General features: G+C 71.2%; 14 protein-coding genes and 6 tRNA genes. 10 read left to right on the top strand and 10 right to left on the bottom strand.

Annotated elements, in window-relative coordinates; translation table 11 throughout:
* Window positions 1–27: 27 nt before the first annotated feature.
* Genes Pta02_RS36090 through Pta02_RS36080 form a run of 3 tightly spaced genes read left to right on the top strand, consistent with a single transcriptional unit; the run spans window position 28 to window position 3646 of the window.
* Window positions 28–963, top strand: a complete 936-nt coding sequence (locus tag Pta02_RS36090; protein ID WP_239131500.1) for an ABC transporter permease — start codon at window positions 28–30, stop codon at window positions 961–963.
* The gene (locus Pta02_RS36085; protein ID WP_203879509.1) at window positions 960–2801 is read left to right on the top strand and encodes a dipeptide/oligopeptide/nickel ABC transporter permease/ATP-binding protein; all 1842 of its coding nucleotides are present in this window, start codon (window positions 960–962) and stop codon (window positions 2799–2801) included. The genes Pta02_RS36090 and Pta02_RS36085 overlap by 4 nt, the downstream gene beginning before the upstream one ends.
* Entirely contained in the window at window positions 2798–3646 is an 849-nt protein-coding gene (locus Pta02_RS36080) for an ABC transporter ATP-binding protein (RefSeq protein ID WP_203879508.1), read from the top strand. The genes Pta02_RS36085 and Pta02_RS36080 overlap by 4 nt, the downstream gene beginning before the upstream one ends.
* 60 nt (window positions 3647–3706) lie before the next feature.
* On the opposite strand, the gene Pta02_RS36075 is transcribed toward Pta02_RS36080, so the two are convergent.
* Window positions 3707–5248 carry a family 20 glycosylhydrolase gene (locus Pta02_RS36075; protein WP_203879507.1) on the bottom strand — a complete coding sequence of 514 codons (1542 nt, stop codon included), beginning with the start codon at window positions 5246–5248 and terminating at the stop codon, window positions 3707–3709.
* A gap of 75 nt (window positions 5249–5323) precedes the next feature.
* Between Pta02_RS36075 and Pta02_RS36070 the strand changes: the two genes are divergently transcribed.
* A complete protein-coding gene (locus tag Pta02_RS36070; RefSeq protein WP_203879506.1) occupies window positions 5324–6532 on the top strand; it encodes a glycoside hydrolase family 1 protein in 1209 nt (402 codons plus the stop codon).
* 158 nt (window positions 6533–6690) lie between these two features.
* Window positions 6691–7611 (top strand): AEC family transporter, encoded by a 921-nt coding sequence (locus Pta02_RS36065; RefSeq protein WP_203879505.1) that lies wholly within the window; start codon window positions 6691–6693, stop codon window positions 7609–7611.
* Window positions 7612–7638: 27 nt separating this feature from the next.
* Here the strand turns inward: Pta02_RS36065 and Pta02_RS36060 are convergent.
* From Pta02_RS36060 to Pta02_RS36035, 6 genes are all read right to left on the bottom strand, one after another.
* Window positions 7639–7712: transfer RNA gene (locus Pta02_RS36060), tRNA-Leu, on the bottom strand.
* A gap of 1 nt (window position 7713) precedes the next feature.
* Window positions 7714–7785 (bottom strand) — tRNA-Gly (locus Pta02_RS36055).
* 7 nt (window positions 7786–7792) lie between these two features.
* Window positions 7793–7867: transfer RNA gene (locus Pta02_RS36050), tRNA-Gln, on the bottom strand.
* A 146-nt stretch (window positions 7868–8013) separates the two neighbouring features.
* Window positions 8014–8085, bottom strand: a tRNA-Gly gene (locus Pta02_RS36045).
* Window positions 8086–8099: 14 nt separating this feature from the next.
* Window positions 8100–8174: transfer RNA gene (locus tag Pta02_RS36040), tRNA-Pro, on the bottom strand.
* 38 nt (window positions 8175–8212) lie between these two features.
* Window positions 8213–8283: transfer RNA gene (locus tag Pta02_RS36035), tRNA-Ala, on the bottom strand.
* 499 nt (window positions 8284–8782) lie between these two features.
* On the opposite strand from Pta02_RS36035, the gene Pta02_RS36030 reads away from it, so the two are divergent.
* Together Pta02_RS36030 and Pta02_RS36025 are read left to right on the top strand one after the other, a co-directional pair.
* Window positions 8783–9832, top strand: coding sequence for an aldo/keto reductase (locus Pta02_RS36030; protein WP_203879504.1), 1050 nt, complete (start codon window positions 8783–8785; stop codon window positions 9830–9832).
* Between the two features lie 148 nt (window positions 9833–9980).
* Window positions 9981–10535 (top strand): potassium channel family protein, encoded by a 555-nt coding sequence (locus tag Pta02_RS36025; protein ID WP_203879503.1) that lies wholly within the window; start codon window positions 9981–9983, stop codon window positions 10533–10535.
* An 80-nt stretch (window positions 10536–10615) separates the two neighbouring features.
* Here Pta02_RS36025 and Pta02_RS36020 read toward each other — a convergent pair whose 3' ends face one another.
* The 3 genes from Pta02_RS36020 to Pta02_RS36010 all read right to left on the bottom strand — a co-directional run bounded on the left by Pta02_RS36020 (window position 10616) and on the right by Pta02_RS36010 (window position 13757).
* Window positions 10616–11713: a LacI family DNA-binding transcriptional regulator gene (locus Pta02_RS36020; RefSeq protein ID WP_203879502.1), complete on the bottom strand. Its 1098-nt coding sequence runs from the start codon at window positions 11711–11713 to the stop codon at window positions 10616–10618.
* Window positions 11714–11724: 11 nt separating this feature from the next.
* The gene (locus Pta02_RS36015) at window positions 11725–12636 is read right to left on the bottom strand and encodes a PfkB family carbohydrate kinase (RefSeq protein ID WP_203879501.1); all 912 of its coding nucleotides are present in this window, start codon (window positions 12634–12636) and stop codon (window positions 11725–11727) included.
* Between the two features lie 119 nt (window positions 12637–12755).
* Entirely contained in the window at window positions 12756–13757 is a 1002-nt protein-coding gene (locus tag Pta02_RS36010; RefSeq protein WP_203879500.1) for an SIS domain-containing protein, read from the bottom strand.
* 331 nt (window positions 13758–14088) lie between these two features.
* Between Pta02_RS36010 and Pta02_RS36005 the strand changes: the two genes are divergently transcribed.
* The 3 genes from Pta02_RS36005 to Pta02_RS35995 are packed head-to-tail and all read left to right on the top strand — an operon-like array spanning window position 14089 to window position 17154.
* A complete protein-coding gene (locus Pta02_RS36005; protein ID WP_203879499.1) occupies window positions 14089–15408 on the top strand; it encodes an ABC transporter substrate-binding protein in 1320 nt (439 codons plus the stop codon).
* A gap of 28 nt (window positions 15409–15436) precedes the next feature.
* Entirely contained in the window at window positions 15437–16324 is an 888-nt protein-coding gene (locus tag Pta02_RS36000; protein ID WP_373872433.1) for a carbohydrate ABC transporter permease, read from the top strand.
* The gene (locus tag Pta02_RS35995) at window positions 16321–17154 is read left to right on the top strand and encodes a carbohydrate ABC transporter permease (RefSeq protein ID WP_239131499.1); all 834 of its coding nucleotides are present in this window, start codon (window positions 16321–16323) and stop codon (window positions 17152–17154) included. The genes Pta02_RS36000 and Pta02_RS35995 overlap by 4 nt, the downstream gene beginning before the upstream one ends.
* Window positions 17155–17161 lie beyond the last annotated feature (7 nt).

Raw genomic sequence — 17161 nt, 5'->3', positions numbered from 1 at the left:
TACCGGACAGAGACGGTCCCCATGCCGATGTTCATCGCACGCCGGCTCTCGGCCGGCGTGCTCCTGCTGTTCGTCATCTCCCTGCTGTCCTATCTGCTGCTGTCCCTGCCCGACCTGGACGTGGCCCGCCAGCTCCTGGGCAACAGCGCCGGCCAGGCCGCGATCGAGACCAAGAACCACGAGCTGGGACTGGACCGTCCCGTCATGGTCCAGTACACCGACTGGCTCGCTCACGCCCTGCGCGGCGACTTCGGCACGTCCTGGTTCAGCGGTGAGGACGTCACCCAGGCGATCATGAACCGGCTGCCGGTGACCGCCAGCCTGATGATCTGCGTGACCCTGGTCACCGCCGTCGTCTCCCTGCTGCTCGGCGTGTGGGCCGGGGTGCGGCGCGGCGCGGTCGACCGGGTGGTGCAGGTCCTCGGAGTGGCCGGCTACGCCCTGCCGGGCTTCCTGGTCACCCTGGTGATCGTCGTGGTGTTCGCCGTCCAGCTGCGCTGGTTCCCCGCCATCGGCTACGTCGACCTCGGCGAGTCGTTCTCCGGCTGGTTGTCCACCATCACGCTGCCGGTCCTGTCGCTGTCGATCGGGTCGATCGCAGGCGTCTCCCAGCAGGTGCGCGGCTCCGTCATCGACGTGCTGCGCCAGGACTACGTGCGCACCCTGCGGGCCCGCGGCCTGCCGTCGTCGCGGATCGTCTTCCGGCACGTGCTGCGCAACGCCTCCGCCCCCGCCCTGTCCGTGCTCGGCATGCAGTTCGTGAGCCTGCTCGGCGGCGCGGTCCTGGTGGAGCAGATCTTCGGCCTGCCCGGTCTCGGCAGCATGACGGTCAACTACACCACACGGGGCGACATCCCGGTGATCATGGCGCTGGTCGTGTTCACCGTGATCGGCGTCGTCCTCATCAACCTCCTCGTCGACATCCTCATCGGCTGGCTCAACCCGAAGGCGAGGACCGCATGAACGAAGGCGAGGGCCGCGTGAACGCCCCCTCCACGGTACGGCGGGGCGCGCTCGGACGGCTGGCGCGCAACCCCCTCGGGCTGGTCTCGGCCGCCGTGCTGGCGCTGATCGCGCTGGCCGTACTGCTTGCGCCGGTGCTCGTCTCCCAGCCGCCCGACGCCTCCGACCTGCGGCACGCCTTCGCCGGGCCCTCCGGCGGGCACCCGCTCGGCTTCGACTCGGCCGGACGCGACATCTGGTCGCGCCTGCTGTACGGCGGGCGCACCACGCTCAGCGGCGCGCTGATCTCCCTGGCCGTCTCGCTGCTGCTCGGCGTGCCCTCGGGGCTGGTGGCCGGGTACCGCGGCGGGCGGCTGGACGGCCTGGCGAGCTGGATCGCCAACCTCGTCATGGCGCTGCCCGCCATGATCGTGCTGCTCGCCTCCCGGGCGGTCCTCGGCTCCACTGTCTGGGTGCTCATGGTCGTCCTCGGCGTCCTGGTCGCCCCCGCCTTCTTCCGGCTGGTCCGGGGCATCGTCGTCCAGGTGCGCGGGGAGCTGTACGTCGACGCGGCCCGGGTCTCCGGGCTCGGTGACGCCAGGATCATCGCCAGGCACGTCCTGGTCGTGGTGCGGGGGCCGATCATCATCCAGATCGCCCTCGTCGCGGGCATCGCCATCGGGCTCCAGGCGGGCCTGGAGTTCCTCGGCATCGGCAGCGGCGACACCCCCACCTGGGGCGCGATGCTCAACGAGGCGTTCCAGAACATCCAGCGCTCACCCGCGCTCATGCTGTGGCCGGGACTGGCGCTGGGCCTGACCAGCGGGGCGCTGGTCCTGCTGGCCGGGGCGCTGCGCGACGTCCTGGAGGACCGGACCGGCGGCGGTTCCGGCCGGGCGCGCCGCCGCGCCGTCCCGGTTCCCGCCGCGGCGCCGGTCCCCGCGGACACGGTCCCTGCGGACCCCGCGGACGCGGCCTCTGCCGACCCGGCGGCCGCCGCCGCCGAGGACCACGGGCCCGCCGGACGCGCCACTCTGCTGTCGGTGCGCGGCCTGGCCGTCGGCTACCGGCTGCCCGACGGAAGCGACCGCGAGGTCGTGCACGACGTCGATCTGGACGTCGCACCGGGCGAGATCGTCGGGCTGGTCGGGGAGTCCGGCTCCGGCAAGACTCAGACGGCCTTCTCCGTCCTCGGCATCCTGCCCGAGGGAGGCAGGATCCTGCGGGGCGGCATCCTGCTGGACGGGCAGGAGGTCGTCGGGCTGCCCGAACGCCGGCGACGCGCGCTGCGCGGCGGCATGGTCGCCTACGTGCCGCAGGAGCCGATGAGCAACCTCGATCCGGCCTTCACCGTCGGCAGCCAGCTCGTCGAGCCGATCCGCGTCAGGCTCGGCCTGTCGCGCAAGCAGGCCGTACAGCGCGCTCTCGACCTGCTGAGCCTGGTGGAGATCGCCGACCCCGAGCGGACGTTCCGCTCCTACCCGCACCAGATCTCCGGCGGGATGGCACAGCGCGTGCTGATCGCCGGGGCGATGTCGTGCGAGCCGCGCCTGCTCATCGCCGACGAGCCGACCACCGCGCTGGACGTGCGGGTCCAGGCCGAGATCCTGGAGCTGCTGCGGCGGCTGCAGCGGGAACACGAGCTCGGCGTCCTGCTCGTCACCCACAACCTGGGCGTCGTCGCCGACCTGTGCGACCGGGTCGCGGTGATGCGGGAGGGCCGGATCGTCGAGACCGGAACCGCCGAGCAGGTGCTGCACGCCCCCGCCGATCCCTACACCCGAACGCTGCTGGAGGCGGTGCTCGACCACGTCCCGGCCCGCGAGCCCTGGCAGCCCAGGAAGGTCGTGGTCCCATGACGCAACAGCAGCCGACGCAAGAGCAGCCCCTGCTCGCGGTGGCGGACCTGGAGGTCTCCTTCCCGGGCCGGCGCCGGCGCGACCCCCGGATCCGGGTCCTGCACGGCGTCTCCGTGGACGTCCGTCCGGCCGAGACGCTCGGCCTCGTGGGCGAGTCGGGGTCGGGGAAGACCACGCTCGGCCGGGCCGTCCTGGGGCTGGTACCGGTCCAGTCGGGGTCGGTCACCTTCGACGGCGAGCGGATCGAGCACGCGACCGCGCGGCGCAGGCGCGAGCTCAGCCGCGACCTCCAGGTGATCTTCCAGGATCCGTACACGTCGCTGAACCCGTCCCTCACCGTCGGCGACACGCTGTCGGAACCGCTGCTCGGGCAGGGGATCCGGGCACGCGAGGCGCGAGCGCGGGTCGGCGGGCTGCTGGAGCGGGTGCACCTGCCCGCCGACGCCGCCCAGCGGCTGCCGCGGGAGTTCTCCGGCGGCCAGCGCCAGCGTGTCGCGATCGCCCGGGCGCTGGCCCTGCGGCCGAAGCTGATCGTGTGCGACGAGCCGGTCTCGGCCCTGGACCTGACCACCCAGCGCACCGTGCTGGAGCTGCTGCTGGAGATCCAGGAGCAGACGGGCGTGTCCTACCTGTTCGTCTCGCACGACCTGTCGGTGGTCCGGTTCATGAGCCACCGGGTGGCGGTCATCCGCGGCGGTGAGATCGTGGAGGTCGGCGAGGCCGACCAGATCACGGCCCGGCCCGAGCACCCCTACACCCGGGAGCTGATGTTGTCGGCGCCGACGGCCGACGTGCACGAGCAGCGCAGGCGCAGGCGGGAGCTGGCCCGCACGGCCCGCTCATGATCCCCACCGGCCCATGGAGCGGGGTGCGCATCCGGGCGGATGCGCACCCCCGTCCGGTGTTCAGCGCCAGTCGATCTCGGTGGACAGCAGGGCCGTGATCCCCCGTTCCCGCCACAGCCGGGACTGGCCGGCCAGGCTCTCGCGATGCGCCTCCCAGGCGGGCGGCGAGCCCGTCCAGGCCGTCTCGGCGATCCCGGCCAGGCGGGGCAGCAGCAACGTGGTCAGATCGTCGAGGCCGCGCAGCGACTCGCCGAAGAGCGTCGCCTCGATCCCGGCGATCCGGTCGGGCGCGAGGCCGTAGGCGGCGGGATCCCAGGCGGCGGCGTGCCGTACGTCCCGCGGGCGGTAGGAGAAGCCGAGCCGCGCGGCCGCCTCGGCCTGGCCGGGCGGGACGATCGACGCGTCGTAGGGGCGGTCCAGGTAGAGGTGGGACTGGGGGGAGAGCAGGACCCGGCCGCCCCCGTCGACGATGCGGGCCAGGTCCCCGTCGGCAGGGGCGAAGAACCGGGCCACCGCGGTGAAGAAGGCCAGCGGCCGGCCCGTGCCGGCCAGTTCGGGCCTGGCGGCCAGCTCCGCCTCGTCGGCGGGCAGGTCCATCATGGGGACGTCCACCCACCACTGCGCGATGTCGCCGGGCCCGATGCCCGCGCGGGCCGACTCCTGCCAGCCCAGCGGCCGCTTTCCGGCCACCCGGACGGTCTCGCGCGCGAACCGGATCGCCTCGGCGAAGGAGGCCTCGTCGATGCCGAACGCCTCGTCCCCGCCGATGTGCAGGTAGGGGCCGTCGGTGAGCCGGGCGACCTCGGTCAGCACCTCCGCCAGGAACGCGCGGGTGCCAGGGTCGCAGGGGTCCAGCGGCGGCGAGAAGGGGGCGTCCGCGGGCAACCAGGCGGGGCGCGGCACCGTACCGAGCTCCGGATGGGCGCGCAGGACGGCCGCGGTGTGACCGGGCAGGTCGATCTCCGGGACGATCGTCACGAACCGGGCGGCCGCGTACGCCTGAAGCTCCCGGTACTGCGCGGCGCTGTAGAAGGAGCCGTCCTCCGCCGCGGTCAGCCCGGGCCGGCCCGCGATCTCCAGCCGCCAGCCCTCGTTGTCGGTCAGGTGCAGGTGCAGCACGTTCAGGTGGTACAGCGCGGCCAGGTCGACCAGGCGCAACAGCTCATCGAGGGGCAGGAAGCATCGGGCGGGATCCACCATGAGTCCCCGCCAGGCATAGCGCGGCCCGTCCTCGGTCCGCCGGCACGCCAGGTCCCCGCCGGGGGCGGCGGAGAGCAGGCGCACCGCCGCGACGGCGCCGCGGAAGACGCCCTGCGGCGTGCGGGCCCTGCAGACGATCCCGTCCGGAGTGATCACCAGCTCGTGGCACTCGTCGGCGTGGCCGTCCCCGCGTGGCGGGACACCCAGCGCGTCCGGCCGCCGCCCCACCTGCCCGAGGACGAGCCGGAGGGTGCCGGGTGAGCGGTCCTGCGCCCCCGCGGCCAGGGCGGCCAGATGCGGTGACAGCAGTTCCCGCAGCGTCTCGGCCGTCTCCTCCAGGGCCGGTTCGGCGGTGCCGATCCGCCAGGTCCGCGAGGTGGCGCAGCGTGTTTCCGACGTCATGCGAGGACTGTATCCCGAAAACCGATCGATGTATGGTTTTTGTTCTGTCACAGGTCACAGAGATGAGGGACGACCATGCCGACCGGTGGTTTCGTGTTTCCCGAGGGCTTCCTGATCGGGGCCTCGACCTCCGCCCACCAGATCGAGGGCAACAACGTCAACAGCGACTGGTGGGCGTTCGAGCACCGCCCCGGCAGCCCGGTCCGGGAGCCGAGCGGGGACGCCGTCGACGGCTACCACCGCTGGCGACAGGACCTGGACCTCCTGCGCGACCTGGGCTTCACCGCCTACCGCTTCAGCGTCGAGTGGGCCAGGATCGAACCCCAGCCCGGCCACGTCTCCCGCGCCGCGCTGGAGCACTACCGCCGCGTGATCGAGGGGGCGCGCGAGCGCGGCATCGAGCCGGTGGTGACCCTGCACCACTTCACCTCGCCCCGCTGGTTCACCGGGTTCGGCGGCTGGGCGGCCCCGCAGGCGACGGAGCGGTTCGCCGCCTACGCCGCCGCGGTCGCCCCGATCCTCGACGGCGCGGTCCGCTACGCGGCCACCGTCAACGAGCCCAACATGGTGGCCCTGATGCACACCCTCATCCGCAAGGGCGGCGCGGACACCGACTTCGCGCGCCTGGAACCCGACGACGACCTCAGCGCGGGCCTGATCGGCGCGCACCACGCCGCGCGCGAGGTCCTGCGCGCCGCCTGCCCGGATCTGCGGGTCGGATGGACCGTGGCCAACCAGGTCTACCAGCCCGAACCCGGAGCCGAGGACGCCTGCCGGGCCCACGCCTGGCCCCGCGAGGACCGGTTCCTGGAGGCCGCCCGCGGCGACGACTGGATCGGCGTCCAGTCCTACACCCGCACCAGGGTCGCCGCCGACGGCCCGCTGCCCGTCCCCGAGGAGGCGGACAAGACGCTCACCGGCTGGGAGTACTACCCCGCCGCGCTCGGCCAGGCCGTGCGCCACACCGCCGGGGTCGTCGGGCCGGACGTCCCGATCCTGGTGACCGAGAACGGCATCGCGACCGACGACGACGACCGGCGCATCGCCTACACCGGCGCCGCGCTGGCCGGTCTGGCGGACGCGATGCGCGAGGGCGCCGACGTCCGGGCCTACCTGCACTGGAGCGCCCTGGACAACTACGAGTGGGGCTCCTACCGACCCACCTTCGGCCTCGTCGCCGTCGACCGCACCACCTTCGCCCGCACCCCCAAGCCGTCGGCCCGCTGGCTCGGCGCCATCGCCCGCGACCGCCGTCTCCCGGCGGGACCGGGCGGCGAGGAGTGACGGCTCCCGACTCGCGGGGGCGGAGGCGGGAGCCTCCGGCCGGGTGGGTAGGATCCGGCAGCGTCGACAGGGGCGCCGTGCCGATGGCGCGTCCCCGCCGACCCGCGGGCCGTCGGGGGTTGCGGTGGTCGACCGGGTGTGAGTGGAGTCCTTGCGGGATGTCGGAGGTCGTCGGAGCCGTCGCCACGTTGGTGGCGGTCGCGTTCCTCGGCTATCTGGTCGGTGTGGGCGGCGCCCTGCGCCCGCAGGACGAGCTGGCCCTGTCCCGGCTGACCTTCCTCGTCGCCACGCCCGCCCTGCTGTTCACCACGGTCGCCGGCGCCGACCTGGGGTCGATCTTCTCGCCGGTGCTCGTGACGAACCTCGCCGGCGTGCTGTCGGTCCAGGCGGTCTTCCTGGTCGTGGCGGGTCTGCTGTGGCGCCGGGGACGGGCGGAGCTGGTCATCGGCGCGTTGTCCACCTCCTACGTCAACGCCGGCAACCTCGGCATCGCCGTCAGCGTCTACGTGCTCGGCGACGGCGCCCTCATCGCGCCGGTCCTGCTGTTCCAGCTCCTGGTGATGGCGCCGGTGGCGTTCCTGCTGCTGGACCGGGAGGCCTCGGGCACGACGTCCGTGCGCAAGGCGCTCATGCGCCCGCTGCGCAACCCGCTCACCGTCGCCACGGTGCTCGGGCTGGCGGTCGCGCTCACCGGCGTGGAGATGCCGGTCATGCTCATGCGGCCGGTCGAGCTGGTGGCGGCGGCCGCGGTGCCGGTGTCGCTGATCGCGTACGGCCTGAGTCTGAGCAGCGCCCGGCGGGTGGAGGAGAGCGGGCACTCCCGTGACGTCGTGCTGGTCGTCGTGCTCAAGTGCCTGGTGCAGCCGGGGGTGGCCTGGCTCGTCGGCCGCTTCGCCCTCGGCCTGGAGGGCGGGGCCCTGTTCGCGGCCACGCTGCTGGCAGCGCTGCCCACGGCGCAGAACGTCTATGTCTACGCGGTGCACTACAGCGCGGCCAAGCGGCTGGCCCGCCATGCCGTACTGGCCAGCACCATGGCCTCCATCCCGCTGATGATCGCGATCAGCGGCCTGCTCGGATGACGGGGACCGCGAACGAGCGAACCGTCGTACCGCTCCCGGGATTCGAACCCGGACCCTCCGCGCTCTGAACGCGGCGTCTCTCCCAGTTGGACCAGAGCGGCGAGTGGGCGACGGGACTCGAACCCGTCCTTCGACCTCGGCACGGTCGCGTGCTTCCGCTGACACCTCACCCACGGGCGCGTGGCTGCCGGAGAAGGGATCGAACCTCCGTTTCCCGATCCAGAGTCGGGTGTCCTGCCTGTTGGACGATCCGGCATCACGCATGCTCGCGCCGGGCGCGAGAACTGCACGTCCGATCCGGCCGGCGTAAGCCGTACGGACGCGGGGTGGGCCGTGAACCCGGCGGGGGACGCCACTCCCGTCGCCGAGCACGCAGCCCGTTGCCCTCTCCTTTCAGGGCAGAGCCGCAGCGGGGACTCGAACCCCGTCCTGCTGGGTGGAAGCCAGCCGCCTTACCGGTTCGGCTTCTGCGGCGCGGGCACCCCGAGTCCGAGTGACAGGATTCGAACCTGCGATCTTCTGCTCCCAAAGCAGACGGGCCGACCAAGCTACCCCACACTCGGAAAGGTCGCGCGGCCCGGCGGCCGCGCGGGGTGCCTCGTGGACAGACAGGGAATCGAACCCTGAACTCCTGCTTGCAAGGCAGGCGTGATCCCGTTTCACCATCAGCCCGAGGAAATGTTTCATCGCACTATTGAATTGTCATGTTGGCATGCCTGTGGATTTCTTTTCCAGGCATGGGGGATTTCCGTTTCCGATGCCGTTCGAACCGGGGGAACCGGGCCCCCGGAACACCTTCGGAACACTCCCGGAACGACGAAGCCGCCCGTCGGGGTGGTCTCCCGGGGCGGCTGCCGTGTGCGAAGCGATTACACGGAAGCCTCGGGAGGGGCGAGCCCGCCGACGCCGGTGGCGGGTCGCGCGGGCAGACCGGGCTGCGGAAGCAGAGTGGTCCGGTATGCGCTCATGACTCGTCCTTCCGGTCGTCCGGCTGTTCGCTGGAATGCTGTTCTCTGGAATTAAGAGTAGGTCGCCCCCGCGAAAAGGCCAAGTGGTTTTTCCGATAAAAAAATCGCGCCCTCCCGGGAGAGGCGCTTGCCCTGGAGCCGACTCCAGCACCTAAGGTACGCCGCATGATCGTCGCTGTCCGCGACAGGCAAGGAGCATGACCATGCGCTATCGCGTTCTCGGCGGCACCGGCATCGAGGTGAGCGTCCACTGCCTGGGCGCCATGATGTTCGGTGCCGTCGGCAATCCCGACCACGACGAGTGCGCCCGCATCATCCACGCCGCCCTCGACGGGGGGATCAACTTCGTCGACACCGCGGACATGTACTCGGCGGGTGAGTCGGAGGAGATCGTCGGCGAGGCCCTGCGCGGACGCCGCGACGACGTCGTACTCGCCACCAAGGTGCATTTCCCGATGGGCGAGGGCCCCAACCGGGGCGGCAACTCCCGCCGCTGGATCGTCAAGGAGGTCGAGGAGAGCCTCCGGCGGCTGCGGACCGACTGGATCGACCTCTACCAGATCCACCGCCCCGACCACACGACGGACATCGAGGAGACGCTCTCCGCGCTGAGCGACCTCGTGCGCCAGGGCAAGATCCGCGCCTTCGGCTGCTCCACCTTCCCGGCCGAGGACATCGTGGAGGCGTACCACGTCGCCGAGCGCCGCGGCCTGATGCGCTTCAGGACCGAGCAGCCGCCGTACTCGCTGCTGGCCAGGGGGATCGAGACCTCCGTGCTGCCGGTCTGCCGGCGGCTGGGGATGGGCGTGCTGACCTGGAGCCCGCTGGCCTCGGGATTCCTGACCGGCCGTTACCGCAAGGGACGGCCGATCGACCTGACCACCGGCCGCGCGGCGCTGATGCCGGCGCGCTTCGACCCCGCCATCCCGGTGAACGCCGCCAAGCTGGACGTCGTCGAACGGCTCCTGGAGGTCGCCGACGACATCGGGTGCACGCTTCCCGAGCTGGCCGTCGCCTTCGCCGCGGCGCACCCGGGCGTCACCTCGGTGATCACGGGGCCGCGGACGACGGAGCAGCTGGAGTCGCTGCTGAAGGGCGCCTCGCTCACCCTCGACGACGCGACCCTCGACCGGATCGACGAGATCGTTCCGCCCGGGACGAACGTCTACCAGCCCGACGGCGCCTGGCGCCCGCCGGTGCTGACCGATCCCTCCCTCCGCCGCCGTCCCGTCGGGGAGCGCTCCGCCGCCTGACAGCCCGGCGCCCGCGTTCTCTCCGGGTCCGGTGCACGCGGCGTCCCGCGCGTCCGGCGCCGGGCGCCTTTTCGCCCGCTGCGGGGGACGCCCGTGCGCGGTGCGGCGGTGACCCTTCCATCAGGAGGTGCCATCAGGAGGTGGCGGTATGGACGGGCACGGGGACGGCGACCTGCCGCGGCGGGTCCGGCGGCGGCTGGTCCTGCGCGCGGCGCTGCGATCGGCGGGGATCGCGGCCTGCCTGCTGACCGGCTACTTCACGTTGCCGATGGACGGGGAGTTCACGGTCGTCTCGCTCTTCGCGCTGGTCGCCGGCCTGCTGCTGCTCTGCGGGATCGTCGCCTGGCAGGCGTACGCCATCACGCGCGCGGACCATCCCCGGATGCGGGCGATCGAGGCGCTGGTGACGTCCGTCATGCTGTTCCTGCTGTTGTTCGCCACGGCCTATCACCTCATGTCGATGGAGGATCCCAGCAGCTTCTCCGAGCCGCTGACCCGTGCCGACGCCCTGTACTTCACCGTCACCGTGTTCGCGACGGTGGGCTTCGGGGACATCGTCCCCCGCACGCAGCTCTCCCGGATGCTGACGACGACGCAGATGATCGGCGGCCTGATCCTGGTCGGGCTGGTCGCGAAGGTGTTCCTGGAGGCGGTGCAGCGGGGCCTGCGCCGGCGGGACGACGACGCCGACGGGGACGGGTGAGACTCCTTCGGGCGGCGGGGCGACTTCGGCGGGCGGGGCGACTTCGGCGGGCGGGGTGGCTTCGGCGGCGGGGAGCGCCTTCAGCGGGCGGGCGGCGGGGCGACCGACGAGCGCACGATGAGGCGGGAGCGCAGGGTGTGCATCTCGCGGCGGGGCTCGGCCCCGTCGATGGTGTCGAGGAGCACCTCCGCCGCCTTCGCGCCGAGCCCGTGCACGGGCTGCTCGATCATCGTCAGCGGCGGGTCCATGACCGCCGCCCACGCGCTGTCGTCGAAACCGATCAGCGCGACGTCACGCGGATAGGACAGGCCCGCCGCGCGCAGGGCGCGCAGGGCCCCCGTCACCGCGTCGGTCTCGGTGCAGAACACCGCGGTGATGCGGTCGGGCAGCGAGAGCATGCGGGCGACCTCCTGGGTCGCCCGCTCCTCGGTCTTGCGCCCGACCATCACCAGCTCGGGGTCGAAGGGGATGCGGGCGTCGTCGAGCGCGTCGAGATAGCCGCGCAGACGCTCCCCGTCGGTCCACAGGTTGCGGGAGGCCTCGGCCAGCAGACCGCGCCGGGTCGCGGGGACCCCCGCCGCGGGCGGTCCCCACACGAAGCCGATCCGGCGGTGCCCGGCCGCGATGAGCGTCTCGACCGCCTCCCGCGCCGCGTCGCGGTTGTCGATGACGACCGCGTCGAGGTCGAGCGAGGACACCGCGCGGTCGACGAGCACGACGGGGATGCCCCGGTCCATCGCCGCCCGGATGTGGGCGACCTCGCCGCGGTCGACGGCGGCCGAGGCGATGATGACGCCGTCGACGCGCTTGTCGATGAGCACGTTCGTCGCCGCGACCTCCTCGTCGAGGTTCTCGTAGGTGCTCAGCACGATCGTGTCGAAGCCCCGGGCCCGGGAGGTGTCGCAGATCCCGCGGACCACCCCGGCGAAGAAGGGGTTGCCGATGTCGGCGACGATCACCCCGAGGGTGTGGCTGACCCCCGTCGACATGCTCCGCGCGAGCGCGTTGGTGCGGTAGCCGAGCTTCTCGGCCGCCGCGAGCACCCGTTCCCGCGACTCCGGGCTGACGTATCCATACCCGCCGAGCGTCCGGGCCGCGGTCGCGCGGCCGACCCCGGCCTCGGCGGCCACCTCGGAGATCGTCGGCGGCCCCGGCGCCTGGTCCCGATCAGCTGGCATGGATCGCGTCCTCATTTCTCGCGTTCGGAGGCTCGCCACATGCTAGCCACGGGCGGTCGTCCGGTGGGCCGGCCGCAGCCGAACGCGCCCTCGACCAGGCACTGCCCGTACGCCGTCTCCGCGCCCTCGCGCAGGGCGTTCTCGATCATGCCGGGCCGCGGCGGGAACCCCGCGGACCAGCCCTCGCGCAACAGCGACACGGCGAACCCGGTGAGGAAGGCGTCGCCGCAGCCCATGGTGTCGACGATCCGGCCCGGGTCCTCCACCCGGCGGGCCTCGACGGCGAGGGTGGCGCGGCCGTCGTGGGCGATCGCCCCCGCCACGCCGCGCGTGGCCAGCGCGAGCCCCGCGCCCCGCCGTACGGCCTCGGCCAGGAGGGCGTGCGTGGCCGCCTCGTCCAGGTGGGAGCACGACAGCAGCACCAGGTCGGCGTGCGGGCAGACGCGGTCGAGGTAGCCGGGGGTGCGGTACTCCTCCTCGCTGGACAGGTCGAAGCTCACCAGCGTGCCGAGCCCGGCCAGCTTGGGCAGCTCGGTCTCGCTGCGGGAGTACACGCTGGAGTGCACGAGATCGAAGGACGCCGCGTAGCCGAGCAGTTCCTCGTCGAGGACGAGCGGCTCGCGCACCGTGACGCCGCCGCCGTTCCAGCCGAGGAAGACGCGGTCGCCGTCGTCGACGCGCAGGGTGGAGACGCCGGTCTCACCGGCCCGCACGACGCAGCGGTCGACGGCCACCCCCTGGGCCGCGATCGACCCGGCCAGGAAGCGGCCGAGATCGTCGTCGCCGAAGACCCCCAGATAGCCGGCCTCGACTCCGAGGCGGCGGGCGAAGACGGCGACGTTCACGCTGTTGCCGCCCGGATAGTCGACACCGCGGTCGACGAACCGGTCGACGATGTTGTCGCCGAAACCGAGGACTCTCATGGATTCTCCTGTGCGCGGGCCCCGCGCGGCACGGCGCGGGGCCCGGGAAGGGGGGAAGGGAGACGGGCGATGACCCGGCAGCCGGCGGCCCTGTGGCCGGCGACTCAGCGGTCCATGACTCAGTAGTCCATGACGCGGTAGTAGCGGCGCAGGTCGAGGGAGTGGTCGCGGACCCTCTCCAGGTGCTTGCTGACGCGGCCCATCACGGTGTCGAGCACGATCGGCGCGACCAGGCCGCGGAAGCGCGGGCTGATCCCGTCGAGCGCGTAGTCGCGGGTGTCGAAGACGGTGACGTCCTTGGAGACGCGCCGGGCGAAGGCCTCGGCGCGGTCGGTGAGGGAGCGGGCCTCGTCCTCGCCCTGGAAGACGATCACGCTCGTGTCCTCTTCCAGCAGTTCGAGGGAGCCGTGGAAGAACTCCGCGCTGTGCACCCGCGTGGTGCGCAGCCACTGCATCTCCTCCAGGATGCACATGGAGTACAGGTAGGTGAACCCCCACAGGTTCCCGCCGCCGATGAGGAAGTGGTAGTCGGTGTCCTTGTGCGCCTCGGCGAAGGCGGCGGCCCCGGCCTCGGCCTGCCTGGCCACCTCCAGCATGATCTGCGGGAGGTTCGCGAGCTCGTCGGCGAACGCCTCGTAGTCGTCGAACTCGCCCCTGCGCGAGAGCAGCCGGCCCGTGAACAGCAGCATCTGCATGTCGAAGGGCCAGGTCTTCGGCTCGGAGATGAGGGCGACGTCGACCTTCTGGGCGATGGGCGAGTCGGCGTAGCCGGTGAAGCCGATCGTGTAGGCGCCCTTCGAACGGCAGTACTCGATGGCCCGGATGCTGTCGTCGGTCGTGCCGGAGACCGAGGTGAAGATCACCACTGAGCGTTCGCCGAGGGACGCGTCACCGGAGGCGACCAGCTCCGCGGCGATCACGGCGCGCACGTCGAGTGAGGAACGGCGGCGGGCCAGGAGCTCGTACGGCCACATCTGGGCGTAGGTGCCGCCGGCGCCGACGAGGAAGAGATTGCCGAACCCCTCCTCCACGAGTCGATCGACGAGTTCCTCGATCTGAGGGCGCAACGCCACCGCGCTCTCCATCTGCTTGAGGAATTCCGGCTCGTTGAATCGGAGCATCTTGCGTCCTTTCGGGAATGCTTGCGGCCGGTGCCGCCCTGCGGCCTGATACCGGTATCACGCGGGGGTCACGCTGGCACAGGAGTCGCCCCGCGTCAACACCGGAACCGTTACATGCGCTGTTCTATCCCTGTTGAACTGGGATTTCTCGACCTGGAAGCCGCTGCGGCCGTACCGGCAGAAGAAGATCTTGCTTTTAGCTCTGGTACCGGTATCAGAAGCTCTGTACAGTCAGCCGACACCAGCGGTTCGTGTCACGGACACCCCCACGGCGGATCTGAGGTGCCTTCGCACCGGCGGTCCCCTCTCCCCCCGAGAGAAAGGAGAGCCCATGCGCTCTCGCGCGCTGACGACGTTCGCGGCCCTGGCCGGGACGTCGGTGCTCGTCCTCGCCGGCTGCGGCGGCGAGCCGGCCAAGGCCCCCGCGGCCGACATCGCCGCCGCCCCGGAGTTCTCCGGCACCCTGAGCATCCTCACCAAGTTCGCCGGAGAGCCTCTCAGCTCCTACTTCGAGGATGTCGCCGCCGAGTACCAGCGGCTGCATCCCGGCGTGAAGGTCGAGCTCATCCAGGAGACCGACCAGAGCATCAAGGACAAGACCAAGACCCTGACCGCCTCCGACGCCCTGCCCGACGTCTACTTCACCTGGACCGGCAACTGGGCGGAGAACTTCGTGCGCGGCGGCCGCGCCGCCGACCTCACCGAGGTGATCGGGCCCGACACGCCGTGGGGCAAGACGTTCGGCAAGGCGGCGCTGTCGGCCTTCGCCTACGACGGCAAGTACTACGGGATCCCGCTGTACAACAACGGCAAGTTCATGGGCTACAACAAGGCCGCTTTCGAGGCGGCCGGCGTGAAGGTGCCCACCAGCTTCGAGGAACTGCTGGCCAGCTGCGCGCCGCTGCGCAAGGCGGGGTACGAGCCGATCACCTTCGGCAACAAGGACGGCTGGCCCGCCCTGCACTATCTGCAGCAGCTGTTCGCCTACACCGTGCCGAGCGCCACCCTCCAGGCCGACTTCAGCCCCAAGACGGCCACGCTCGACCACCCCGGCTACGTCACCGCGCTCAAGCAGTTCAAGACCCTCGTCGACCAGTGCACCGACACCCGTGAGGGAACCAACGGCGTGCTGTACAGCTCCGCGCAGGAGAAGTTCCTCAACGGCAAGGCCGCGATGTACTACCAGGAGATCCTGGAGTTCGCGAACGTCACCGACGAGCGGGAGCTCAAGCCGGAGAACTTCGGCATCTTCCCGCTGCCGGTCCCCCAGGGCGCCGCGGGCGACCCCGAGGCGATCGAGGGCGCGCCCGAGGGCTATCTCATCAACGCCAGGTCACCGCGCGTCGCGCTCGCCGTCGACTTCATGAAGTTCGCCACCGGCGCGGAGAACGCCAAGACGCTCTCGGCCGCCCCGTACGGCCAGCCCAGCACGGTCATCGGCGCCGTCACCGCCGAGACCTCCGGCAAGGCCGTGTTCGAGGGCATCGAGATGGTCAACCAGGCCTCGCAGCTGGCGATCTGGCTCGACACGGTCACGGTGCCCGAGGTCGCCGACGCGTGGCTGGCCGGCGGGGAGGCGCTCATCAGCGGCGGCTCGACCCCCGAGAAGGTGCTCGAGAGCGTGCGCCAGGCCTCGGCCTCGGCCAAGTAGCCGCAAGGGCCGAAGGGAGAGCATGCCGGTGCGCGCCATCGTGCGAAGGACGCTCGGGCTCGGGTGGGTCGTCCCGGCCCTCGTGCTGGTCGGAGTGTTCGTCTACCTGCCGCTCGCGCAGAACCTCGGGTTCAGCACGCTCGAGTGGGACATCTACAGCGGAAGCCAGGAGTTCGTCGGGCTCGACAACTACAGCAGGCTCCTCGACGACCCGGTCTTCTGGTCGTCGTTCGGCAACAACCTGCTGTACGCGGTGATCTCGATCGTGTTCCAGGTGTTCGGCGCCCTCGTGCTGGCCGCGCTGGTCGAGAGCGTCCGCAGCGAACGGTGGCGGCGCGGCCTGCGGGCGATCTACTTCCTTCCTTCGGCCATCTCCTTGACCGTCGCGGGACTGCTCTTCTACTTCATCTACGAACCGAACCTGGGCCCGCTCAACCACCTGCTCCGGGCGGTGGGACTGGAGCAGTTCACCCAGGCGTGGCTGGGGCAGGAGGGCACCGCGATGCTCGCGGTCATCGCGATGAGCCAGTGGCAGGGCTTCGGGTACTCCGTCCTGCTGTTCTCCGTCGCGATCCAGCGCATCCCCGCGGAGATCCACGGCGCGGCGGCCATCGACGGGGTCGGCCCGATCGGCCGCTTCGTGCACGTGACGCTCCCCCTGGTCCGCGAGATGACCGGGCTCATGGCGATCGTCACCATCTCGGGCGCCTTCCAGGTGTTCAACGAGGTCATGGTGATGACCGGGGGCGGGCCCAACAACTCGACCCAGGTGCTGGGGACCTGGCTGTACCGCAGCGGCTTCGTCCGCAACAACTTCGGCTACGCCGCCGCGATCGCGACGGTGCTCTTCGTGATCACACTCGGCGTCGCCATGGCGCAGCTGTGGGTCACCCGCAGGAGAAGGGTGGAGTGGTGAGTCGCCTGGGCTTCCTCGGTGTGATCGCCCGCGTGTTCGTGTGGGCCTTCCTCCTCGGCCTCGCGGTCGTGGTGCTCTATCCCCTGCTGTGGATGGTGCTCAACGGGTTCAAGACCAACGCCGAGCTGTTCGGCGACCCGTTCGCCCTGCCGGTCGACTGGAGCTTCGACAACTACCGCAAGGCGTGGAACCGGGGGGTCAGCGACTATCTCACCACCAGCGTGCTGGTCACCGTGACCTCGACGGCGGCCACCGTGTTCGTCAGCGCCTGGGCCGCCTACGGCCTGACCCGCGTGGACATCCCGTTCAACAAGACGATCACCGCGCTCATCCTCGGCGGGCTCATGCTCGCCCCCACCGTGGCGCTGGTCCCCCTGGTGAAGATGTTCCAGGCGATGGGCCTGTACAACAGCTTCTGGGCGCTGCTCATCCTGTACACCGCCTTCCGCATCCCCTTCACCACCTTCCTCATCCGCGCCTACATGATCGATCTGCCCCGCGAGGTCGACGAGGCCGCAGAGATGGACGGCGCCGGCCGCTGGACCGCCTTCTGGCGGATCACCCTGCCGATGTGCAAGCCGATCATCACCTCGACGGTGCTGCTGCACATCCTGTTCACCTGGAACGAGTACCTGTTCGCGATGGTCTTCACCAGCGGCAGCGGCGTGCAGACCCTCCCGGTCGGCCTGACGAGCCTGATGAGCAAGCACGGCACCGAGTTCCCCGTCGTCTTCGCCGGCATGGTGATCGCGGCGGTCCCGGTGGTGCTGCTGTTCTTCTTCGGCCAGCGCTATATCGTCAGGGGCCTCGCCGACGGAATCGGAAAGTGACCCCTCT

The sequence above is a fragment of the Paraplanobispora takensis genome (genome assembly GCF_016863195.1).
In the GTDB taxonomy this organism is placed as follows: Bacteria; Actinomycetota; Actinomycetes; order Streptosporangiales; family Streptosporangiaceae; genus Planobispora; species Planobispora takensis.
Note: the sequence above shows the minus strand (reverse complement) of the source record. Positions and strands in the feature narration are given on the sequence as shown.